This window comes from Streptomyces sp. ACA25 (assembly GCF_028200735.1).
In the GTDB taxonomy this organism is placed as follows: domain Bacteria; phylum Actinomycetota; class Actinomycetes; order Streptomycetales; family Streptomycetaceae; genus Streptomyces.
The window spans coordinates 459,757-476,160 of sequence record NZ_JAQKPV010000001.1 but is presented as its reverse complement, the minus strand read 5'-3'; the positions used below and the strand labels follow the sequence as shown (position 1 = coordinate 476,160).

Here is a 16,404-nt window from a genome sequence, read left to right as displayed (position 1 = left end):
GGTCCCTTTCAGGGATTACAGGGGGTTTTCCACGGGGTGAGCGGACAGGTCGCTGGTCCACCAGGCGGCGGTGGCACCGGGGAGGATCCCGGCGGGGCAGTCGCCGCTGGTCAACAGGGGGGTTCCGGGAACCGGCGCGGGGACCGGGGCGGTGCCGAAGTTGACGGCGCAGACAAGGCCGTCCCCGCGGGCGAAGGCGAGCACCTCGGGGGGCGACTCCAGCCAGCGGAGCGGGCCGTCGCCGAGCTGCGGGAGGCTCCGGCGCAGTTGCAGGCCGTCACGGTAGAGGTGCCAGAACGAGCGGGTGTCGGACAGTGCCCGGTCGGTGGCGTGCAGCGCGAACCACTCGGGCTGCGGCAGCCACGGCCGGGCCGACGGCTCCCCGGAGGTGAAGCCGAACGGGGAGGCGTGGCCGGACCAGGGCAGCGGCACCCGGCATCCGTCGCGCACCCGGCTGCGGCTGCCGGTGCGGTGGAAGATCGGGTCGGTGAGCACCTCGTCGGGCAGGTCGACGACCTCGGGCAGGCCGAGCTCCTCACCCTGGTAGAGGTAGGCGGCGCCGGGCAGGGCGAGCATCAGCAGGGCGGCGGCGCGGGCCCGGGCCGGGCCCAGGGTGCCGGATTCCCCGCCGGGCTCGCCGGCGTACCGGGTGACGCTCCGCACCTGATCGTGGTTGTTGAGCACCCAGGTGACGGTGGAGCCGGTGCCCGCGATGTCGGTCAGCGCCTCGGAGATGACCCGGCGGAAGTCTCCGGCGTCCCAGTCGGCGCTGAGCAGGTCGAAGAAGAACGCCTGGTGCAGTTCGTCGGGGCGGACGTACTGGGCGTGTTCGCGGGCGGTGGGCACGGACACCTCACCGACCAGGAGCCGCTCCTGGCCGTCGCGGGCGGTGTACTCCTCGCAGACGGCCCGCCAGTCACGCCACACCTGGTGCACCTCGGGCTGGTTCCAGGCGAGCGGGTTGACGGAGTCCCGGGCCCGCTCGTCGGCCGCCGGGTCGGGGGAGTCGGGGAGGTCGGGGTGCTTGTACAGGCCGGCGGCCACGTCGATGCGGAAACCGTCGACGCCACGGTTCAGCCAGCAGCGCAGCACCTCGTCGAAGGAGGCGGCGACGGCGGGCTCACGCCAGTTGAGGTCGGGCTGCTCGGGGGTGAACAGGTGGAGGTACCACTGGCCGGGGGTGCCGTCCGGGTCGGTGGTGCGGGTCCACGCGGGGCCGCCGAACATCGCGCGCCAGTTGTTGGGCGGCAGTTCGCCGTGCTCGCCGCGGCCGTCCGCGAAGTGGAAGAGGCGGCGGCTGGGGGCTCCGCGCCCGTCGGCGAGAGCGCTGCGGAACCAGGGGTGCTCACGGGAGCAGTGGTTGGGGACGATGTCGATCAGGAGCTTCATGCCCAGCCGGTGCGTGTCGGCCACCAGCCGGTCGAATTCGGCGAGGTTGCCGTACACGGGGTCCACGCCGCAGTAGTCGGCGACGTCGTAGCCGTGGTCGGCCTGCGGGGAGGGGTAGAAAGGGCTGAGCCAGATGCCGTCGACGCCCAGCTTCTTGAGGTAGGGCAGTCCGGCCCGGACTCCGGCGAGGTCGCCGATGCCGTTGCCGGTGCTGTCCAGGAAGCTGCGGATGTACACCTGGTAGATCACCGCGTCCCGCCACCAGTGCGGCGCGGACGCCTCGGGCGCGGTGCCATGGGTGGTACCGGCGGCGGGGCCGGAAGCAGGGCCGGGACCGACGGCCGACCGGGTGGCCGGCTCGGTGGACATGGGTGTGGACATGGGGTCACCGTTCTGACTCGTCCGACACGCGGCGAGGTTCACCCTCGCTGCTATGCATTCATGTTAAGTAAGCATGTCGGAGACGTGTCAACACTTCGGTGGTGACATAACTGCGCGGTAACAGGGCTTTGCCCGAGCTTGCGGAGGAATGTCCAGGCTCCCGCTGTACCTAACACGTAAGTACTGGAGGGCTCAGCATGCGAACCCGGACAGCTTCGGCCCCCGGGCGGGGCGGCAGCCGCGGCCGGGCGGCCGTCCCGTCAGCCGCGGTCGGCGATGTCCGCGAGCTCCCGGGCCAGCCGGGCCAGGGCCTCGTCGGGCGCCTCACGCAGGGCGAGCGCGTCCTGCAGCACGGCTTGCATCGCCAGGCTCACCTGGTCGTACCGAGGGCTCTTCGGCCGCGGCTCGGCCGCCAGCAGGCTCTCCCGCAGCGTCGGCAGATACGGGAAGCGGCGCACCAGCTCCGGGTCGGAATAGAGCGCCGCCCACACCGGCGGCAGCGCCCCCTCGGTGAGGACCTGCCGCTGGACCGGTTCGCCGGTCAGGTGCGCGATCAGGTCGAGGGCCGTGGCCCGGTGCCGGGAGTTGACGTTCACGGCGAGGTTCGACCCGCCGAGAACGCTGGCACCCGGCCCGTCCGGCCCGGGGAGCTGCACCGCGCCGACGCGGCCCGCGACCGGCGAATCCGGCCCGTTGGCCAACGCGTACACGTAGGGCCAGTTCCGCAGGAAGAGCAGCCGGCCGTCCTGGAAGGCCCGGCGCGACTCCTCCTCCTTGTAGGTCAGCGCCTCCTGCGGGATCCAGCCCTCCCGTACCCCCTGCACCAGGAACTCCAGCCCGGCGCGGGCCGCGGCCGAGTCCACCGTGACCTCGGCGCCCTCGTCCGCCAGCACCCGGCCCCCGGCCGAGTGCATCGCCTCCGCGGCGTTGATCACCAGCCCCTCGTACGGCAGCAACTGGCCCGCGTACCCGTCGAGGCCGTGCGCCGGCGCGACGTCCCGGGCCAGCCGGGCAAGCTCGTCCCAGGTGCGCGGCGGCTCCTCGCCGGCCTCGCGCAGGATGTCCGCGCGGTAGTAGAGCAGACCGGCGTTGGTCACATAGGGCACCGCGTGCAGCCGGCCGCCGAAGGTCGCGGTGTCCACCACCGGTGGGAGGAAGCGGTCCAGGGGGAAGCGGTCGGCGTCGAGCGGGGCGATCCATCCCGCCGCGGCGAACTCCGAGTTCCAGGCCACATCGATGTTGAGCACGTCGAAGCGGTCCTCCCCGGACCGCAGGCTCGCGACCATCTGCGCGCGCACCTCGTCGGCCGCCTCCGGCAGCTCGACCAGCGTCACCCGCTCCCCGGGCCGCAGCTCGTTCCAGTCGTCGAGCACGCGGTGCAGGTAGTCGGTCAGGTCCCCGCCCGTCACCAGGGTGATCGGGCCACGCCCGGTCGGGCTGCCCGCCGGCCCGCCGGCTCCGGCCTGACCGGCGCTGAAGCCGGTCAGCAGCACCACCAGGACGAGAAGGCCCCTACCCGTGGCTCGCGCCCACCGCATAGGTTCCTCCCTGTGCACCGATGACGGCCCACGGCGCCCGCCATCCCGAACCCTGTATACCCGTTGGGCATACGGGATACTAGGCATCGGGGCAAGGTGAGGGGCCGACCGGTCCGCAGGGGGCCAGCCGGTACCTGACACGCAGGTACCACGAAGCAGAGGGGAGCGGGCGTGCGCCTTACGCTCCTGGCACTGCTCGCCCGCGCTCCCGCGCACGGTTATGAGCTGAAACAAGACCTTGAGAAGCTCCTGGGCGCGGCGTACCCTCAGCCGAACATCGGGCAGATCTACGTCACCCTGGGGAGGCTGGAGAAGTCCGGTCTCATCGAGGGCGAGGACGTCACCCAGTCCAGCCGTCCGAACAAGCGCACCTACCGGCTCACCGAGGCCGGCCGGGAAGCGGTGGCGGCCTGGTACGAGGAGTCGACCGATGAGCCCCGGGTGCGGGACGAGTTCTTCATGAAGCTCGCCCTGGCCCCCAGGACCGGGGTCGCCGACCAGATCGCCCTGATCAACAAGCAGCGCCGGCACTATCTCAACACCATGCGGAACCTGTCGAAGCTGGCCGCGGCCGAGGACCGGGACAACCGGGTCGCGCACCTGCTGATCGAGGGCGCCATGCTGCACCTGCAGGCGGACCTGGACTGGCTGGAGCGCTGCCAGGAGGAGTTGGAATGACCCGTGAGGACCCGCCCGCAGCACCGGCGGCCCCCATAGTCCTGGCCGAGGGCCTGGTGAAGACGCACCGCGCGGAGGGAGCCGAGGCCCCCGCGGTCCGTGGTGTGGATCTGCGCGTGGAGCGCGGCGAGTTCGTCGCCATCACCGGCCCCTCGGGCGCGGGGAAGTCCACCCTGCTGCACCTGCTCGGCGGTCTCGACCGGCCGGACCGCGGCAGCATCCGGCTGGGCGGCCGCCGGGTGGACTCCTTCAGCGAGGCGCGCTGGGCGGAACTGCGCCGCCGCAACATCGGGATCGTCTTCCAGTTCTTCAACCTGGTCTCCAACCTGACCGTCGCGGACAACGTCGAGCTGCCCGCCCTGCTCGCCGGCAGCGGCACCCGGCAGGCCCGTGCCGCCCGCGAGGAGCTGCTGGCCGAACTGGGGCTGCAGGGCAAGGAACGCGCAGTCCCCGGCGAACTGTCCGGCGGTGAGCAGCAGCGGGTCGCGCTGGCCCGTGCCCTGGTCAACCACCCGAGCCTGCTGCTGGCCGACGAGCCCGCCGGGAGCCTGGACAGCAAGGGCACCCGGGAGGTGCTGCGGCTGCTGTCCCGCTTCCACCAGCGCGGCCAGACCATCGTGATGGTCACCCACGATGCCCGGATGGCCAGCGCCGCCGACCGGGTGATCAGCTTCTACGACGGCCGCATCGTCGACGACGCCCCGCTGGGCGACGGGCCGGGCGCGCGGCAGGGCGGCGTGGCCGACGTGCTCAAGTTGAGGGACTGACCGGCGGTGCGGGCCTCCGTGCGCTGGGCGCTGGCCGATCTGCGAGCTCACCGCGGCGAGAGTCTGGTCATCGTCCTCGCCACGGCCGGGATCATCACCTCCCTGCTGCTGGCCGGCGCGCTGTTCTCCTACGCCGCGAACCCCTGGCAGCGGACGTTCACCCAGTCCGAGGGCGCGCACGTCTGGATCCACACGGCGGCCGGCACCGAGGCCGAGCGGCTGGCCGGGCTGGACGGGGTGACCGCGGCCTCGGGGCCGTTCCGCACCACCCGGGCCACAGCCGAACTGCGGGGCACCCGGGCCGCGATCGAGCTGCGCTCGGCCGGCGCCGAACCGCCGGCCACCGCCCGCCCGTTGATGACCTCCGGCAGCTGGCTCACCGCCACCGCCGGGCCGGCCGGGGAAGCCCCCGGCGGCATTGTGCTGGAGAGCTCGCTGGCCGCCGCCCTGTGGGCCGGCCCCGGCGACACCGTGACCGTGCAGGGCAGCAACGGCGAGCCCCGGGCGCTGCGGGTGGCCGGCATCGCCGACACCGCGGAGCCCCGGTACCGCCGCGGCGACACCCCCGGCACCGCCTGGGTACTGCCCCCCGCGCTGGACCGCGTCGAGCCCCATTCCGAGCAGCAGGGCCAGGTCATCGGGCTGCGGCTGGACGCCCCCCAGGACACCGGCTACGCCGTTCAGCGGGCCGTCACCCTGCTCGGTTCCGACCAGGTCACCGGCGTCTCCGACTGGCAGCAGGCCCGGGCCGAGGCGGGGGCCGACGGCCGTCTTCTCGGGCTGCTGCTCGGCCTGTTCGGGCTGGGCGCACTGCTGGCCGCGGCGCTCGCCCTGGCCGGGGCCATCAGCACCCGGATCCGCGGCCATCTGCGGGACATCTCGGTCCTCAAGGCGATCGGCTTCACCCCCGGCCAGGTGGTGCGGATGTTCCTCGTGCAGCACCTGGCGTTCGCCCTGCTGGGCGTCGCGGCCGGGGCCGTCGTCACCGCCACCCTCGGCCCCCGGCTGCCCGGCCGCATCGGCGAGGCCCTGCGGCTGTGGCGGGAGCTGCCCGAGCACGCCTGGGCCCCGTTCGCCGTGACGGCCGGGTCGGTGCTGTTCATCGCCACCGCCACCGGGCTCGCCGCCTGGCGGGCCGGCCGGGTGCCGCCGGTGCCGGTGGCCCGGGCGGCGCTGCCGAGCCGGCGCCCGATGTCCCGCCCCGCGCGCCGGGCGCTGGGTCTGCGGCTGCCGCCCGCCCTGGTGCTCGGCTGGCGGGCGGCATTCCAGCGGCCCGGTCACGCCGCGGCGTCCGTGGGCCGGCTGGCCGTGCCCTTCCTGCTGATCACCGTCGCGCTCAGCACCTGGGCCACCCTGGACCGCTTCGCGCACCGGCCCGCGGAGGTGGGCCTGCCCGCCGGGCTGTCCGTGCGGGCCGAGGAACTCGGCGAGGAGGAGCTGCGCGAGCTGCTCGCCGAGCACCCCGAAGTCATCGCCGCCCACCCGGGCACCGAGACCGCAGCCCTGGTACCGGGCCAGACCGGCACCCTCACCCTGCGTGGCCTGGGCACCAGGGAGGAGCCCTACCCGTTCACGGTCGCGGAGGGCCGGGCCGCCACCGGGCCTGACGAGGCGGTGGCCGGACAGGGGCTGCTCGACCTCCTGGACGCCCGGGTCGGTGACTGGGTCCGCATGACGGTGGAGGGGCGCCCGCAGATCCTGCACATCGTCGGCCGCAGCATCGAGCCCGAGGCCGGCGGCCGGGTGATCTCCGCGACCGTCGACACCCTGCGCGAGCAGGATCCGGACCTGCAACCCGACTACTACCAGCTGGTGCTGCACCCGGAGGCCGACCGGACAGCCGTCGCCGACGCGCTGGAGAGTTCGGCCGGCGGGCTGCTCGACGTGCGCGAGGTGCCCAACCCGGCGGACGGGCTGTCCTCCGTCCGCGGCGTGATCGTCGGCCTGATCGGCGTGCTGGTGCTCATCGGCCTGGCCGGTCTGGCCACCACCACCGGCTCCACCGTCCGTGACCGGCGGAGAGACCTGCTGGCGCTCAAGGCAATCGGGCTGACCCCCCGGCAGATCATGGCGGTGATCGTCACCGGCGCAGGCTTCGTCGTGCTCGCCGCGGCCGTCGTCGGCACCACGCTGGGCAGGGTGTTCTCCTCCTGGCTGATCGACCTGCAGGGCCGCACCAGCGGCATCGGCGCGGGCATCGCCCAGCCCGCGTCCCCCGGCGTCCTCGCCCTGATGTCGCTCCTGGCAGTGGCCCTGGCGGTGGCCTTCTCCGTGGTTCCCGCCGCCCGCGCAGCCCGCCGCCGCCTCGCCGACACCCTCAGCGAAACCCTCTGAGCGCCGCCGGGCTCCCGGCAGCCGGGCCCGGCATCAGAGGCGGGCGCGAATGCCGAAGCGGGGGCCCAGGTCAGGGCTGTCGATGCCCTGAAGCTCGGTGGCCAGCCGGTGCACGGTCACCAGATCGTGCAGCATCGCCCGGGTCTCCTCCGGGGAGAGACGGGCGTTGCGCGCCACCTCCTCCAGGTGCACCGGCTCGCCGCCGTGGGCACTCTCCGCCTCCGCCAGGGCCCGGAACACCTGCTCATGGTGCGCGCTGTACCGGCCGCCCTCCGGGTGGGGAAAGCCGTCCCCGTCGTCCGGCGGCCCCGGGCGCCGGTCCCCGTCCGCGCCGGCTCCGGTGTGCTCGCCCTGCCTGCCACGGTGCCGGACCGCCGCCTGCTCGTCGTTGCCCTCCGCCTTCCTGCCCGCCATGAGCCCACTCCTCTCGTACGGATTCCTGCGCTCGCCCCCTCGCCGGTTACCGCGTTCGGGGGCATGGTGCGCGCATCAGCGCTGGTAGATGCCCTGCAGCGCGCCACCCGCAAGATGCCGGCCGTCCACGGCGGCGTGCACGTCGTCGGCCGTTGGCCTTTCCGGCAGGGAAGGCGGCCCGGCCAGGGCGTAGAGACGGAAGAAGTACCGGTGCGCCGGGTCCCCGGCGGGTGGACGCGGTCCGCCCCAGCCCAGGTCCCCGAAACCGTTGGTCCACTCCGTGCCGCCCGGCGGGGTCTCCCCGGCAGGCACCCCGGTGCTGTCCGGAGCGATGCCGGTGACCAGCCAGTGCACAAAGGTCCCGCTGGGCGCGTCCGGGTCCTCGCACAGCAGGAGCAGCTCCTGCGCCGCGTCCGGTACTCCTGACCATGCCAGCGGCGGTGAGACGTTGTCCCCGTCCCTGGCGTAGCGGCCCGGGATGGGGTCCTGGTCACTCAGCGCCGCACTGCGCAGCTCGATTCCAGCCATGGCGCCGGAGTACCCGGCGCCTTGGGATGCATGCCGGCGGGCTGCCCGCGGCCGGGATCCGGTGACGTGCCAGGATCGCGGGATGCGCTACATAGTGATCGGGGCAGGGGCCGTCGGCGGATCGATCGGCGGGCGGCTGCGGGAAAGCGGGCAGGACGTGGTGCTCGTGGCCCGGGGCGCGCACGGTGCGGCCCTGCGGGACCACGGGCTGCGACTGGCCACGCCGGACGGGGTGCTGGAGCTGCCGGGGCCGGCCGTGGACGGGCCCGAGGCCCTCGAGCTGCGACCGGACGACGTGCTGGTGCTGGCGGTGAAGACGCAGGACAGCGTGGCCGCGCTGGATGCCTGGGCGGCCCGCCCGGTGGTCGGCGGCGGCACGGCCGGGGAGGTGCTGCCGCTGGTCTGCGCGCAGAACGGGGTGGTGAACGAGCGCCTGGCGCTGCGCCGGTTCCGGCGGGTCCACGGGATGTGCGTCTGGCTGCCGTCCCAGTATCTCCGGGCGGGGACGGTGGTCGCGCCGTGCGCGCCGCTGACCGGGATGCTGCACCTGGGGCTTTTCCCGGGCGGGGTCGACGACACCGTGCGGCGGATCGCGGCGGATCTGGAGGGTGCGCGGTTCCTGGCCCCGGTGGTGCCGGACGTCATGCGGTGGAAGTACGCCAAGCTGCTGGCCAACCTCGCGAACGCCCTGGAGGCCGCGTGCGGTGAGGCCATCCGGGACGGCGAGGACGCCGGCCGCGCGCAGGAGCTGCTCGGCCGGGCGCGGACGGAGGGGACCACCGTGCTGGCGGCAGCCGGGATCGACTGGGCGACCGAGGCCGAGCTGGCGGAGGTGCGGGACGGCCGGATGGAGATGCGCCCGGTGGCCGGTGCCGAGCGGGGCGGTGGCTCCTCCTGGCAGAGCCTGATCCGGGGCACCGGTTCGATCGAGGCGGACTACCTCAACGGGGAGATCGTGCAGCTCGGCCGTCTGCACGGGGTTCCCACCCCGGTGAACGAAACCCTCCAGCGGGTGGCGAACGACTGCGCCCGCGAAGGCCGGCGTCCGGGCAGCCTGTCGGTCGCGGAGCTGACCGGTCTCGTCGATCCGGAGCGGGACTGACCGGGTCCGGCAGGTCGACGGTGGGCCGCGCGGCAGGTCGGCGGGTGCCGGCCGGATTAACCGGCGCAAAACCGGATACTCGTGCTCCGCAATGCCACCGATGACGATGGAGGGCGGGAGTCACAATGGAGTCCCACAAGGGCGAAGGCGCCATGGACAAGCTCAAGGGCAAAGCCAAGGAAGCGGCCGGTAAGGTCACCGGCGACAAGCGCAAGCAGACCGAGGGTGAGACCGACCAGGCCAAGGGCGGGTTCAAGGAGTCGGCCCAGGACATGCAGGACAAGGCCAAGGGCACCAAGGACTCGCTCTCGCCCGATGACGACAAGACCTGACGGCTCCCCGCGGCCACTGAGGACCGCGGAGCTGTGTCACTGCGGCACATGACCCACACTGGGGTCATGTGCCGCAGTATCAAGACCCTCCGCCCGCCCGTGACGCCCGAGGTGCACGACGAGGACATCCGGGCGGCAGCCCTGCAGTACGTGCGCAAGGTGTCCGGCTTCCGGGCCCCGGCCGCACACAACCAGGAGGTGTTCGACCGGGCGGTGGAGGACGTGGCCCGTGCCACGCAGCTCCTCCTGGACGGCCTCGAGGTGCGCGGCGGAGGCGCTTCTCCGCGACGCCCCCCGGTGGAGTGAGGTCTCCTCAGCGGATGTGGCGTCCGGAGAGGGCGCGGGCGATGACCGGTCGCTGGATCTCGCTGGTGCCCTCGAAGATGGTGCAGGGCTTCTCGTCACTCCGCCGCGGCGGGGCGGACGACGCCGGCGGCAAAGCCGTGGACCCTGTCCCGCAGGTCGCGCTGGTCCTGGGTGAGGCCGAGCGAAAAACCACTCGTGGCGTGGGTGTCTCCTACCTGCGCCGCCAGCCACCTTACTCATGAGTAAGGTGGCTGGCGGCGCAGGTAGGCTGGCAAAGGTGACGGACAAGCGCAGGCGACGACTCCCCCGGCAGGTACGCGAGCAGCAGATCATCGACGCCGCGGTCCGGGTCTTCTCGCAACGTGGCTACCACGCCGCAGTGGTGGACGAGATCGCTGAGCTGGCCGGTATCTCCAAGCCCATGGTCTACCTGTATCTCCACTCCAAGGAAGGCCTGTTCATCGCGTGCATCCGCCGCGAAGCGCTGCGGATGGTCACCGCCTTCCGGGAAGCCGCGGCCAGTGCGACCACCCCGGAACTCCGTTTGTGGGCCGGGCTCTCGGCGTTCTTCTCCTTCGTCACCGAGCACCGGGACAGCTGGGTGGTGCTGCACCGTCAGGCCCCCGAACTCGGCGAGGCCATCGCGGCGGAGCTGGCGCAGGCCCGCAGTTCGGTGATGGCGGAGGTGACCGGGCTGGTCCGGGACGGCATCGAGGTGGGCGGCGGAGCCGTACCGCTGGGGGACGAGGACGCGGACTTCGTCGCACATGCCCTGGTCGGGGCCGCCGACTCGCTGACCGACTGGATGAGCCGGCACCCCGGGGAGGCTGCCGACCGCATCGCGTACCGGCTGATGAACATGGTGTGGGTGGGCATGCGTGACGTGCTGCGCGGCGAGGTCTGGTCCCCTCCGGAGGACACGGCCTGAGGCTCTCGCGACGCCCGGCTCCTCCCTCGCCGCGCCGCCGCACCCGACCGCGCCCCCGGCAGCGCCCCGCCGGACCGGCGGGGCGCCGTACCCGGTCAGCGGTTGGCCGACGGGTCCGCGAGGTCACGGCGGAGCGCGCAGTACTCCAGGGTCTGCTCGGTCGAGGCGATCAGGTCCGGGTCACCCTTCTCCCGGCGGATTTCCAGCGCCTCCATGAGCAGTGTCTCCGCCACGTCCAGCTCGCCGGTGTCGATCCGGTGCTTCCCCAGGTGCTGGAGCGCGTAGTCGATCAGCTCCGGGCACCGCTCCTGCGCCAGCCGCTGCGCCTGCTCGTAGCAGGGCTCGGCACGTGCGGACTCGCCGCCGTAGCGGTAGGCGTCACCGAGGTTGATCAACGTGGCGACCAGGCGGTGCGGATGATCCTCGGCGCGGGCCAGCTCCAGCGCCTCGGTCAGCAGCCGTTTGGCCGCCGTCAGGTCACGCAGCGCCATCCGCCCGAAGCCGGGGCCGCGCAGCAGCGCCACCGTGACCTCACCGGACTGCCGCGCCCGGGCCAGCTCCCGCTCCATGGCCTGCACGGACTTCCGGTAGGCCACCGGATCCACCGGAACGACGCGCAGCTCCGCGTCGAACGTCACCTCATCGGTCACGACAACTGCCCCAGCTCGTCGGTGAGGTCGTCCAGGCCCAGGGAGCCCAGCGACAGGGCGGACATGTGCCAGGACTTCAGGTCGAAGTCCGTGCCCCGGGCTGCCCGCGCCGCCTCCCGCCCGGCCAGCCAGGCACGTTCACCCAGCTTGTAGCTGATGGCCTGGCCCGGGATGCCGAGGTAGCGGACGATTTCGGAGTCCCGGTGGGCCGGCTCCGCCGCGCTGTGCAGCGCGAAGAACTCCGCGGCCAGCGCGGGCGTCCAGACCTCACCGGGGTGGAAGCTCTCCCCGGCGGGAACGCGCAGCTTCAGGTGCATGCCGATGTCGATGACCACCCGGACCGCGCGCAGCATCTGGGCCTCCAGGTAGCCGAGCCGGTGCGCGGGGTCGGTCAGCAGCCCCAGCTCGTCCGCCAGCCGTTCGGCGTACAGCGCCCAGCCCTCGGTGGTGGCGCTGACCTTCCCGAGCGTCACCTGGTAGGTGGAGAGCCGGTCGGCGACGTACCGCCACTGGGCGAGCTGCAGATGGTGGCCCGGGACGCCCTCGTGGTACCAGGTGCTGACCAGACCCCACAGCGGGAAGCGGGTCTCGCCCATGGTCGGGAGCCAGGTGCGGCCCGGCCGGGAGAAGTCCATGGACGGAGCGGTGTAGTGCGGCGCGGCGGCGCCGCCGGGCGGGGCGATCATCGACTCCACCCGGCGGACCGGTTCGGCCAGGTCGAAGTGCGTGCCGTCCAGGTCGGCGATGGCGCGGTCCATGAACTGCTGGAGCCAGACGCGGATCGCCTCCTCGCCCTCGACCGCCTCGCCGTGCTTGTTCAGGTACTCGCCCGCGGCCCGCGGGCCGGCGCCGGGCAGCACCTTGTCCGCGGCGACGGCCATCTCGGCGGCCAGCCGGCGGACCTCCTCCCAGCCGTAGGCGTAGGCGTCCTCCAGGTCCAGGTCGGCGCCGGTCCAGGTACGGGCGAGACGGGCGTAGCGCTCCCGGCCGACCGCGTCGTCGGTACCGGCGACCGCGGGCAGGTACGTGCCGGTCAGGAAGTCCTTGAGCTCCGCGAGCGCCCGGGTGCCGGTGCGGGCGGCCTCGGTCAGCTCCGCCCGGTGCCGGTCGGGGCCGTCGGCGGTGAACGTCCCGTACCAGTCGGTGTCCAGCCAGGTGCCGAGCTGGCCGACCAGCGTCTCGGCCTGCCGGGGCGCCGCGTGCAGGCCGCGGTCCAAGCCCTCGCGCAGCGCCACCTGGTAGCCGGCGACGGCGGCCGGCACGTTCCGCAGCCGCCGGGCGACCACCGCCCAGTCCTCCTCGGTCTTCCGCGGCATCATCAGGAAGATGGTCCGCAGGTGCTGCACGGGGCAGAACAGGTTGCTGACGTTCCGCAGCCCTTCGCCCGACTCGTGCTCCGCCAGTGAGGCGGTCAGCCGCTCCCGCAGCAGCCGGGCCGCCCGCCGCTCACCGGCCGGCAGTTCACCGTTCGCGGCCACCGCGGCGTCCAGCCCGGCCAGCGTGGCCCGCTCGGCGTCGGCGAGGGCCTCGAGACCGTCGGGGGAATAGTCGGGCAGGCGGTCGGCGCCGGGCCGGATTCCCATCATCTCGGCGGTGAGCGGGTTGAGGTCGGCGATGGTGTCGACATGTTGGTCGGCGATCCGGCAGGGGGTGAGGTCATTCTCCTGGAGCATGCACTCATCTTCTCCGACCCCCGGGGGTGAGGGAAGTGCACCGGAATGCCACGCTGGACAGCAGAGGGTCCACTAGTGTCAGAGCCTTGTCCTCTAATGGTGCTGTGATGACGTCTGCGCTCATCGGGCGGGAGCACCCCGCCGCCCTGCTGCACGCCGAGATCGACCGCGCGCTGGAGAGCCACGGCGGGCTCGTACTGGTCACCGGCGAGGCCGGTATCGGCAAGACCACCCTGGTCACCGGGGCCGTCGGTGCGGCGAAACAGCGCGGCGCGCTGGTGCTGAGCGGCTCCTGCTGGGATTCGGAGAACGCCCCAGGGTACTGGCCCTGGGTCCAGGTCGTCCGCGGGCTGCGACGCGCTCTCGGTCCACCGGAGTGGGCCGCCCTGGAGGCCACCGTGGGCGGCGGGCTGTCCGTTCTGCTCGGCGAGTGCGAGAACACCGGCCCGGCGGACGGCTTCCGGATCCACGACGCGGTGACGACCGCGCTGGTGTCCGTCTGTGAGACCCGTCCCGTGGTGGTGCTGCTGGAGGATCTGCACTGGGCGGACAGCGCCTCGCTGAAGCTGCTGGAGTTCGCCACGCAGCACACCTGGTTCGAGCGGCTGCTGGTGATCGGCACCTACCGGGATGCCGAGGCCGAGGCGGACGGCCACCCGCTCCGGCCGCTCCTGCTGCCGCTGCTGGCGAAGGCCACCACCCTGACGCTGACCGGTTTGGGCCCCGAGGAGACCGGCACGCTGATGGCCCGCACCACGGGCCGTCGGCCGGATGCCGCGCTCGCCGCCCGGGTGCACCGGCTCACCGGCGGCAATCCCTTCTTCGTGGAGCAGACTGCCCGGCTGTGGCATGTCGGCAGTTCCGTGGACACCATCGCCCCCGGGGTGCGGGACGCCCTGCGGCGCCGGCTCGCCCTGCTGCCTCCGGCGGTGGCCCGGCTGCTCGCCGACGCCGCCGTGCTGGGCCGCGAGTTCGACCGGCAGTTGCTGGCCGCGACGGCCTCCAAGCCGGTCGCGCAGGTGGCGGGACTGCTGGGGCAGGCCCTGTCCGCCCGGCTGGTCGTCGCCCATGGCGGGGGCCGGTTCTCCTTCGCCCACGACCTGGTCCGTGAGGCTCTGTACGGGGGCCTGGACGAGACCGCCGCCCGCAAGCGGCACGCGGCCGTCGTCCGGGCGGTGAGCGGGGCTCCCGGGCTCGGGGCGCGGATCGTTCCGGCGGACCTGGCCGGGCACGCCTACCTGGCGGGCGGCGAGCTGGAGCCCGCGCGCACGGTCGAGCTGCTCCGGGCCGCTGCCCGGGATGCCAGGAACCGCATGGCCTTCGAGGAAGCGATCGGGCATCACCGCCGGGCCGCGGAGGTGGCCTCCGCGTCGGACGACCGGGCGCAGCAGATCATGATCGCCCTCGACCTGGGCAGCGAGCTGCAGCACAACTCCGAGACGGACCAGGCATGGCGGGCGTTCGAGGAGGCCGTCACCCTCAGCCGTGAGCTGGGGGACCCCGAGCTGCTGGCGAGGGTGACGCTGACGCTCTACCAGCAGGACACCTCCCCCGCCCGGCGGGAGCTGCGCACCGGCCTCCTCCGGGAGGCCCACACCGCGCTGATCCCCGGCCGGGCGGGCCGGGCTCCCCAGCGCCCCCTGTCCGACGACGACCTGGCCCAGGAGCTGACCATCCGGTCAGCGGTACTGGCCCGCCGCGGTGCCGACGACGATGCCCTGGCGTTCAGCCTGTGGGCCCGGCACGACGCCATCTGGGGTCTCGGCTCCGCCGCTGAGCGGGAGGCCCTGATGGACGAGCTGCTGGCCGTCGCCCGGCGCACCGGGGAGCGTTCGATGGAGTACTTCGCAGCCTCGATGCGCTGGGTGGTGCTCCTGGAGCAGGGCGATCCACGCTTCCTCACCCAGTACCAGGACTTCCTCGGGCTGACGGAGCGGACCAGCATGGCGTCGGTGGCACTCAGCTCCGCCGTCGACCGGACCATCATCTCCGCCTTCCTGGGGGATTTCGACGCCGCGGAGGCGCACCTGGCGGAGGTCGGCGCCCTCTACCACGAGCCGGAACACCCGCACTTCGCCTACCTGATGGAACAGCTGCGCTGGTCGCTCTCCCTGCATCGCGGCCGGTTCGACGACCCGGCTGAGCTGCGCCGGCTGCTGACGGCCAAGGGCTACCCCCACCCGCACCTGCTGGAGGGCATCGCGGCGCTGCACTGCGGTGATACGGAGAGCGGACTGCGGCATTTCGCGGAGGCGAGCGCCGAGGCAGCGGACTACCCTCGCGCCTTCGAGCCGCTGTGGCTGCGCCTGCAGGCACAGGGGGCCGCGGCCACCCGCGACCCGCAGCTGTGCGCACGGGTGCGCGAGCAGCTCGCCCCGTACTCGGGCCAGTGGATGGTGTCGCTCTACGGCTGCGACATCGGCGGCCCGGTCGACCTGTGTCTGGGGCTGGTCGAGGCGGCGCTGGAGCGCTGGGACGCGGCGGTGGCGGCGTTCACCGCCGCCGGGCGCTCGGCCGAACGCCTCCGGTCACGGCCCTGGTCCCTGGAGGCCCGGGCCCGGCTGGCCGAAGCGCTGCGCGCCCGTGGCGGTGACGGCGACCGGACGGCGAGCGCGGCCCTGGCCGACGAGGTGGCGGAGGAGGCGTCCGCGCTGGGCATGGCACACCTCACCGAGCGGGTGCGCCGCTCCCGCTCCGGGAGCCCCACGGCCGGGCCCCCGGCGGGGCCGGGGCCCGGGCCCGCTCCCGGCCAGGTGTTCCGCCGGGAGGGCGCGGTGTGGACCCTGACGTTCGCCGGGGAGACGGTCCACCTGCCGGACGCCAAAGGTCTGCGGGACCTGCACCTGCTGCTGGGCGTGCCGGGACAGGAGGTGCCGGCCGTACGGCTGCTGGCCCCCGAGGGCGGAGAGGTCGTGGCGGCGGCGCGGGGGCTGGGTGGCGACGACCTCCTGGACGCGGAGGCGAAATCCCAGTACAAGCGGCGGCTCACCCTGCTGGACGAGGAGATCGACCGGGCAGCACTGCTGGGGGACGACCGCCGGGCCGCGGAGTTCGACCGGGAGCGGGAAGCGCTGCTGGCGGAGCTGCGCACGGCGGCCGGTCTGGCCGGGCGCAGCCGGCGGCTGGGCGATGAGGCGGAGCGTGCCCGCAAGACGGTCACGGCCCGGATCCGCGACACTCTGCGGAAGCTCGACCGGCAGCATCCTGCCCTGGCGGCGCACCTGCGGGCCTCGGTGTCCACCGGCTCCCACTGCCGCTACCACCCGGAGCGGGCCCTCGACTGGCGGCTGTGAGCCGCGGTCCGCCCACCGTGCCCGACCCCCGGACGCGCAGGTCACCGGGCTGTGCTGACGGCCCGGTGACCTGCGTGTGAGGTGCGGAACC

The 16,404-nt window shown here is 73.5% G+C and carries 15 protein-coding genes; 9 read left to right on the top strand and 6 right to left on the bottom strand.

The genetic code is table 11. The annotated features are described in order from the left end of the window. Positions 1 to 15: 15 nt before the first annotated feature. A complete protein-coding gene (locus PJ985_RS02185; protein WP_271681750.1) occupies positions 16 to 1,770 on the bottom strand; it encodes a glycoside hydrolase family 13 protein in 1,755 nt (584 codons plus the stop codon). 260 nt (positions 1,771 to 2,030) lie between these two features. Next, entirely contained in the window at positions 2,031 to 3,308 is a 1,278-nt protein-coding gene (locus tag PJ985_RS02180) for an ABC transporter substrate-binding protein (RefSeq protein WP_271681749.1), read from the bottom strand. Between the two features lie 171 nt (positions 3,309 to 3,479). On the opposite strand from PJ985_RS02180, the gene PJ985_RS02175 reads away from it, so the two are divergent. From PJ985_RS02175 to PJ985_RS02165, 3 genes are read left to right on the top strand one after another with little or no spacing between them, the layout of a single operon-like run. Beyond that, on the top strand, positions 3,480 to 3,986 hold the full coding sequence (locus PJ985_RS02175; protein ID WP_271681748.1) for a PadR family transcriptional regulator: 507 nt from the start codon (positions 3,480 to 3,482) through the stop codon (positions 3,984 to 3,986). Next, positions 3,983 to 4,753 carry an ABC transporter ATP-binding protein gene (locus PJ985_RS02170; RefSeq protein WP_271681747.1) on the top strand — a complete coding sequence of 257 codons (771 nt, stop codon included), beginning with the start codon at positions 3,983 to 3,985 and terminating at the stop codon, positions 4,751 to 4,753. Before PJ985_RS02175 ends, PJ985_RS02170 begins: the two co-directional genes overlap by 4 nt. Positions 4,754 to 4,759: 6 nt before the next feature. Further along, entirely contained in the window at positions 4,760 to 7,087 is a 2,328-nt protein-coding gene (locus PJ985_RS02165; protein ID WP_271681746.1) for an ABC transporter permease, read from the top strand. A 33-nt stretch (positions 7,088 to 7,120) separates the two neighbouring features. Here PJ985_RS02165 and PJ985_RS02160 read toward each other — a convergent pair whose 3' ends face one another. Together PJ985_RS02160 and PJ985_RS02155 are read right to left on the bottom strand one after the other, a co-directional pair. Next, a complete protein-coding gene (locus PJ985_RS02160; RefSeq protein ID WP_271681745.1) occupies positions 7,121 to 7,501 on the bottom strand; it encodes a hypothetical protein in 381 nt (126 codons plus the stop codon). A gap of 75 nt (positions 7,502 to 7,576) precedes the next feature. Continuing rightward, positions 7,577 to 8,029 (bottom strand): YbhB/YbcL family Raf kinase inhibitor-like protein, encoded by a 453-nt coding sequence (locus tag PJ985_RS02155; RefSeq protein WP_271681744.1) that lies wholly within the window; start codon positions 8,027 to 8,029, stop codon positions 7,577 to 7,579. A gap of 82 nt (positions 8,030 to 8,111) precedes the next feature. Between PJ985_RS02155 and PJ985_RS02150 the strand changes: the two genes are divergently transcribed. The 5 genes from PJ985_RS02150 (at position 8,112) to PJ985_RS02130 (ending at position 10,697) form a co-directional block, all read left to right on the top strand. Next, positions 8,112 to 9,131: a ketopantoate reductase family protein gene (locus PJ985_RS02150; protein WP_271681743.1), complete on the top strand. Its 1,020-nt coding sequence runs from the start codon at positions 8,112 to 8,114 to the stop codon at positions 9,129 to 9,131. A gap of 125 nt (positions 9,132 to 9,256) precedes the next feature. Further along, positions 9,257 to 9,463 carry a CsbD family protein gene (locus PJ985_RS02145; protein WP_271681742.1) on the top strand — a complete coding sequence of 69 codons (207 nt, stop codon included), beginning with the start codon at positions 9,257 to 9,259 and terminating at the stop codon, positions 9,461 to 9,463. A gap of 66 nt (positions 9,464 to 9,529) precedes the next feature. Beyond that, a complete protein-coding gene (locus PJ985_RS02140; RefSeq protein ID WP_271681741.1) occupies positions 9,530 to 9,769 on the top strand; it encodes a DUF2277 domain-containing protein in 240 nt (79 codons plus the stop codon). Positions 9,770 to 9,810: 41 nt separating this feature from the next. Then, the gene (locus tag PJ985_RS02135; RefSeq protein ID WP_271681740.1) at positions 9,811 to 10,011 is read left to right on the top strand and encodes a hypothetical protein; all 201 of its coding nucleotides are present in this window, start codon (positions 9,811 to 9,813) and stop codon (positions 10,009 to 10,011) included. A 35-nt stretch (positions 10,012 to 10,046) separates the two neighbouring features. Then, entirely contained in the window at positions 10,047 to 10,697 is a 651-nt protein-coding gene (locus PJ985_RS02130; protein WP_271681739.1) for a TetR/AcrR family transcriptional regulator, read from the top strand. A 95-nt stretch (positions 10,698 to 10,792) separates the two neighbouring features. Here PJ985_RS02130 and PJ985_RS02125 read toward each other — a convergent pair whose 3' ends face one another. Then, complete coding sequence (locus PJ985_RS02125; protein ID WP_271681738.1) at positions 10,793 to 11,347, bottom strand: tetratricopeptide repeat protein; 555 nt, start codon at positions 11,345 to 11,347, stop codon at positions 10,793 to 10,795. Further along, positions 11,344 to 13,020, bottom strand: a complete 1,677-nt coding sequence (locus PJ985_RS02120; protein ID WP_271681737.1) for a DUF885 domain-containing protein — start codon at positions 13,018 to 13,020, stop codon at positions 11,344 to 11,346. The genes PJ985_RS02125 and PJ985_RS02120 overlap by 4 nt, the downstream gene beginning before the upstream one ends. Before the next feature lie 107 nt (positions 13,021 to 13,127). Between PJ985_RS02120 and PJ985_RS02115 the strand changes: the two genes are divergently transcribed. Further along, a complete protein-coding gene (locus tag PJ985_RS02115) occupies positions 13,128 to 16,313 on the top strand; it encodes an ATP-binding protein (RefSeq protein ID WP_271681736.1) in 3,186 nt (1,061 codons plus the stop codon). Positions 16,314 to 16,404 lie beyond the last annotated feature (91 nt).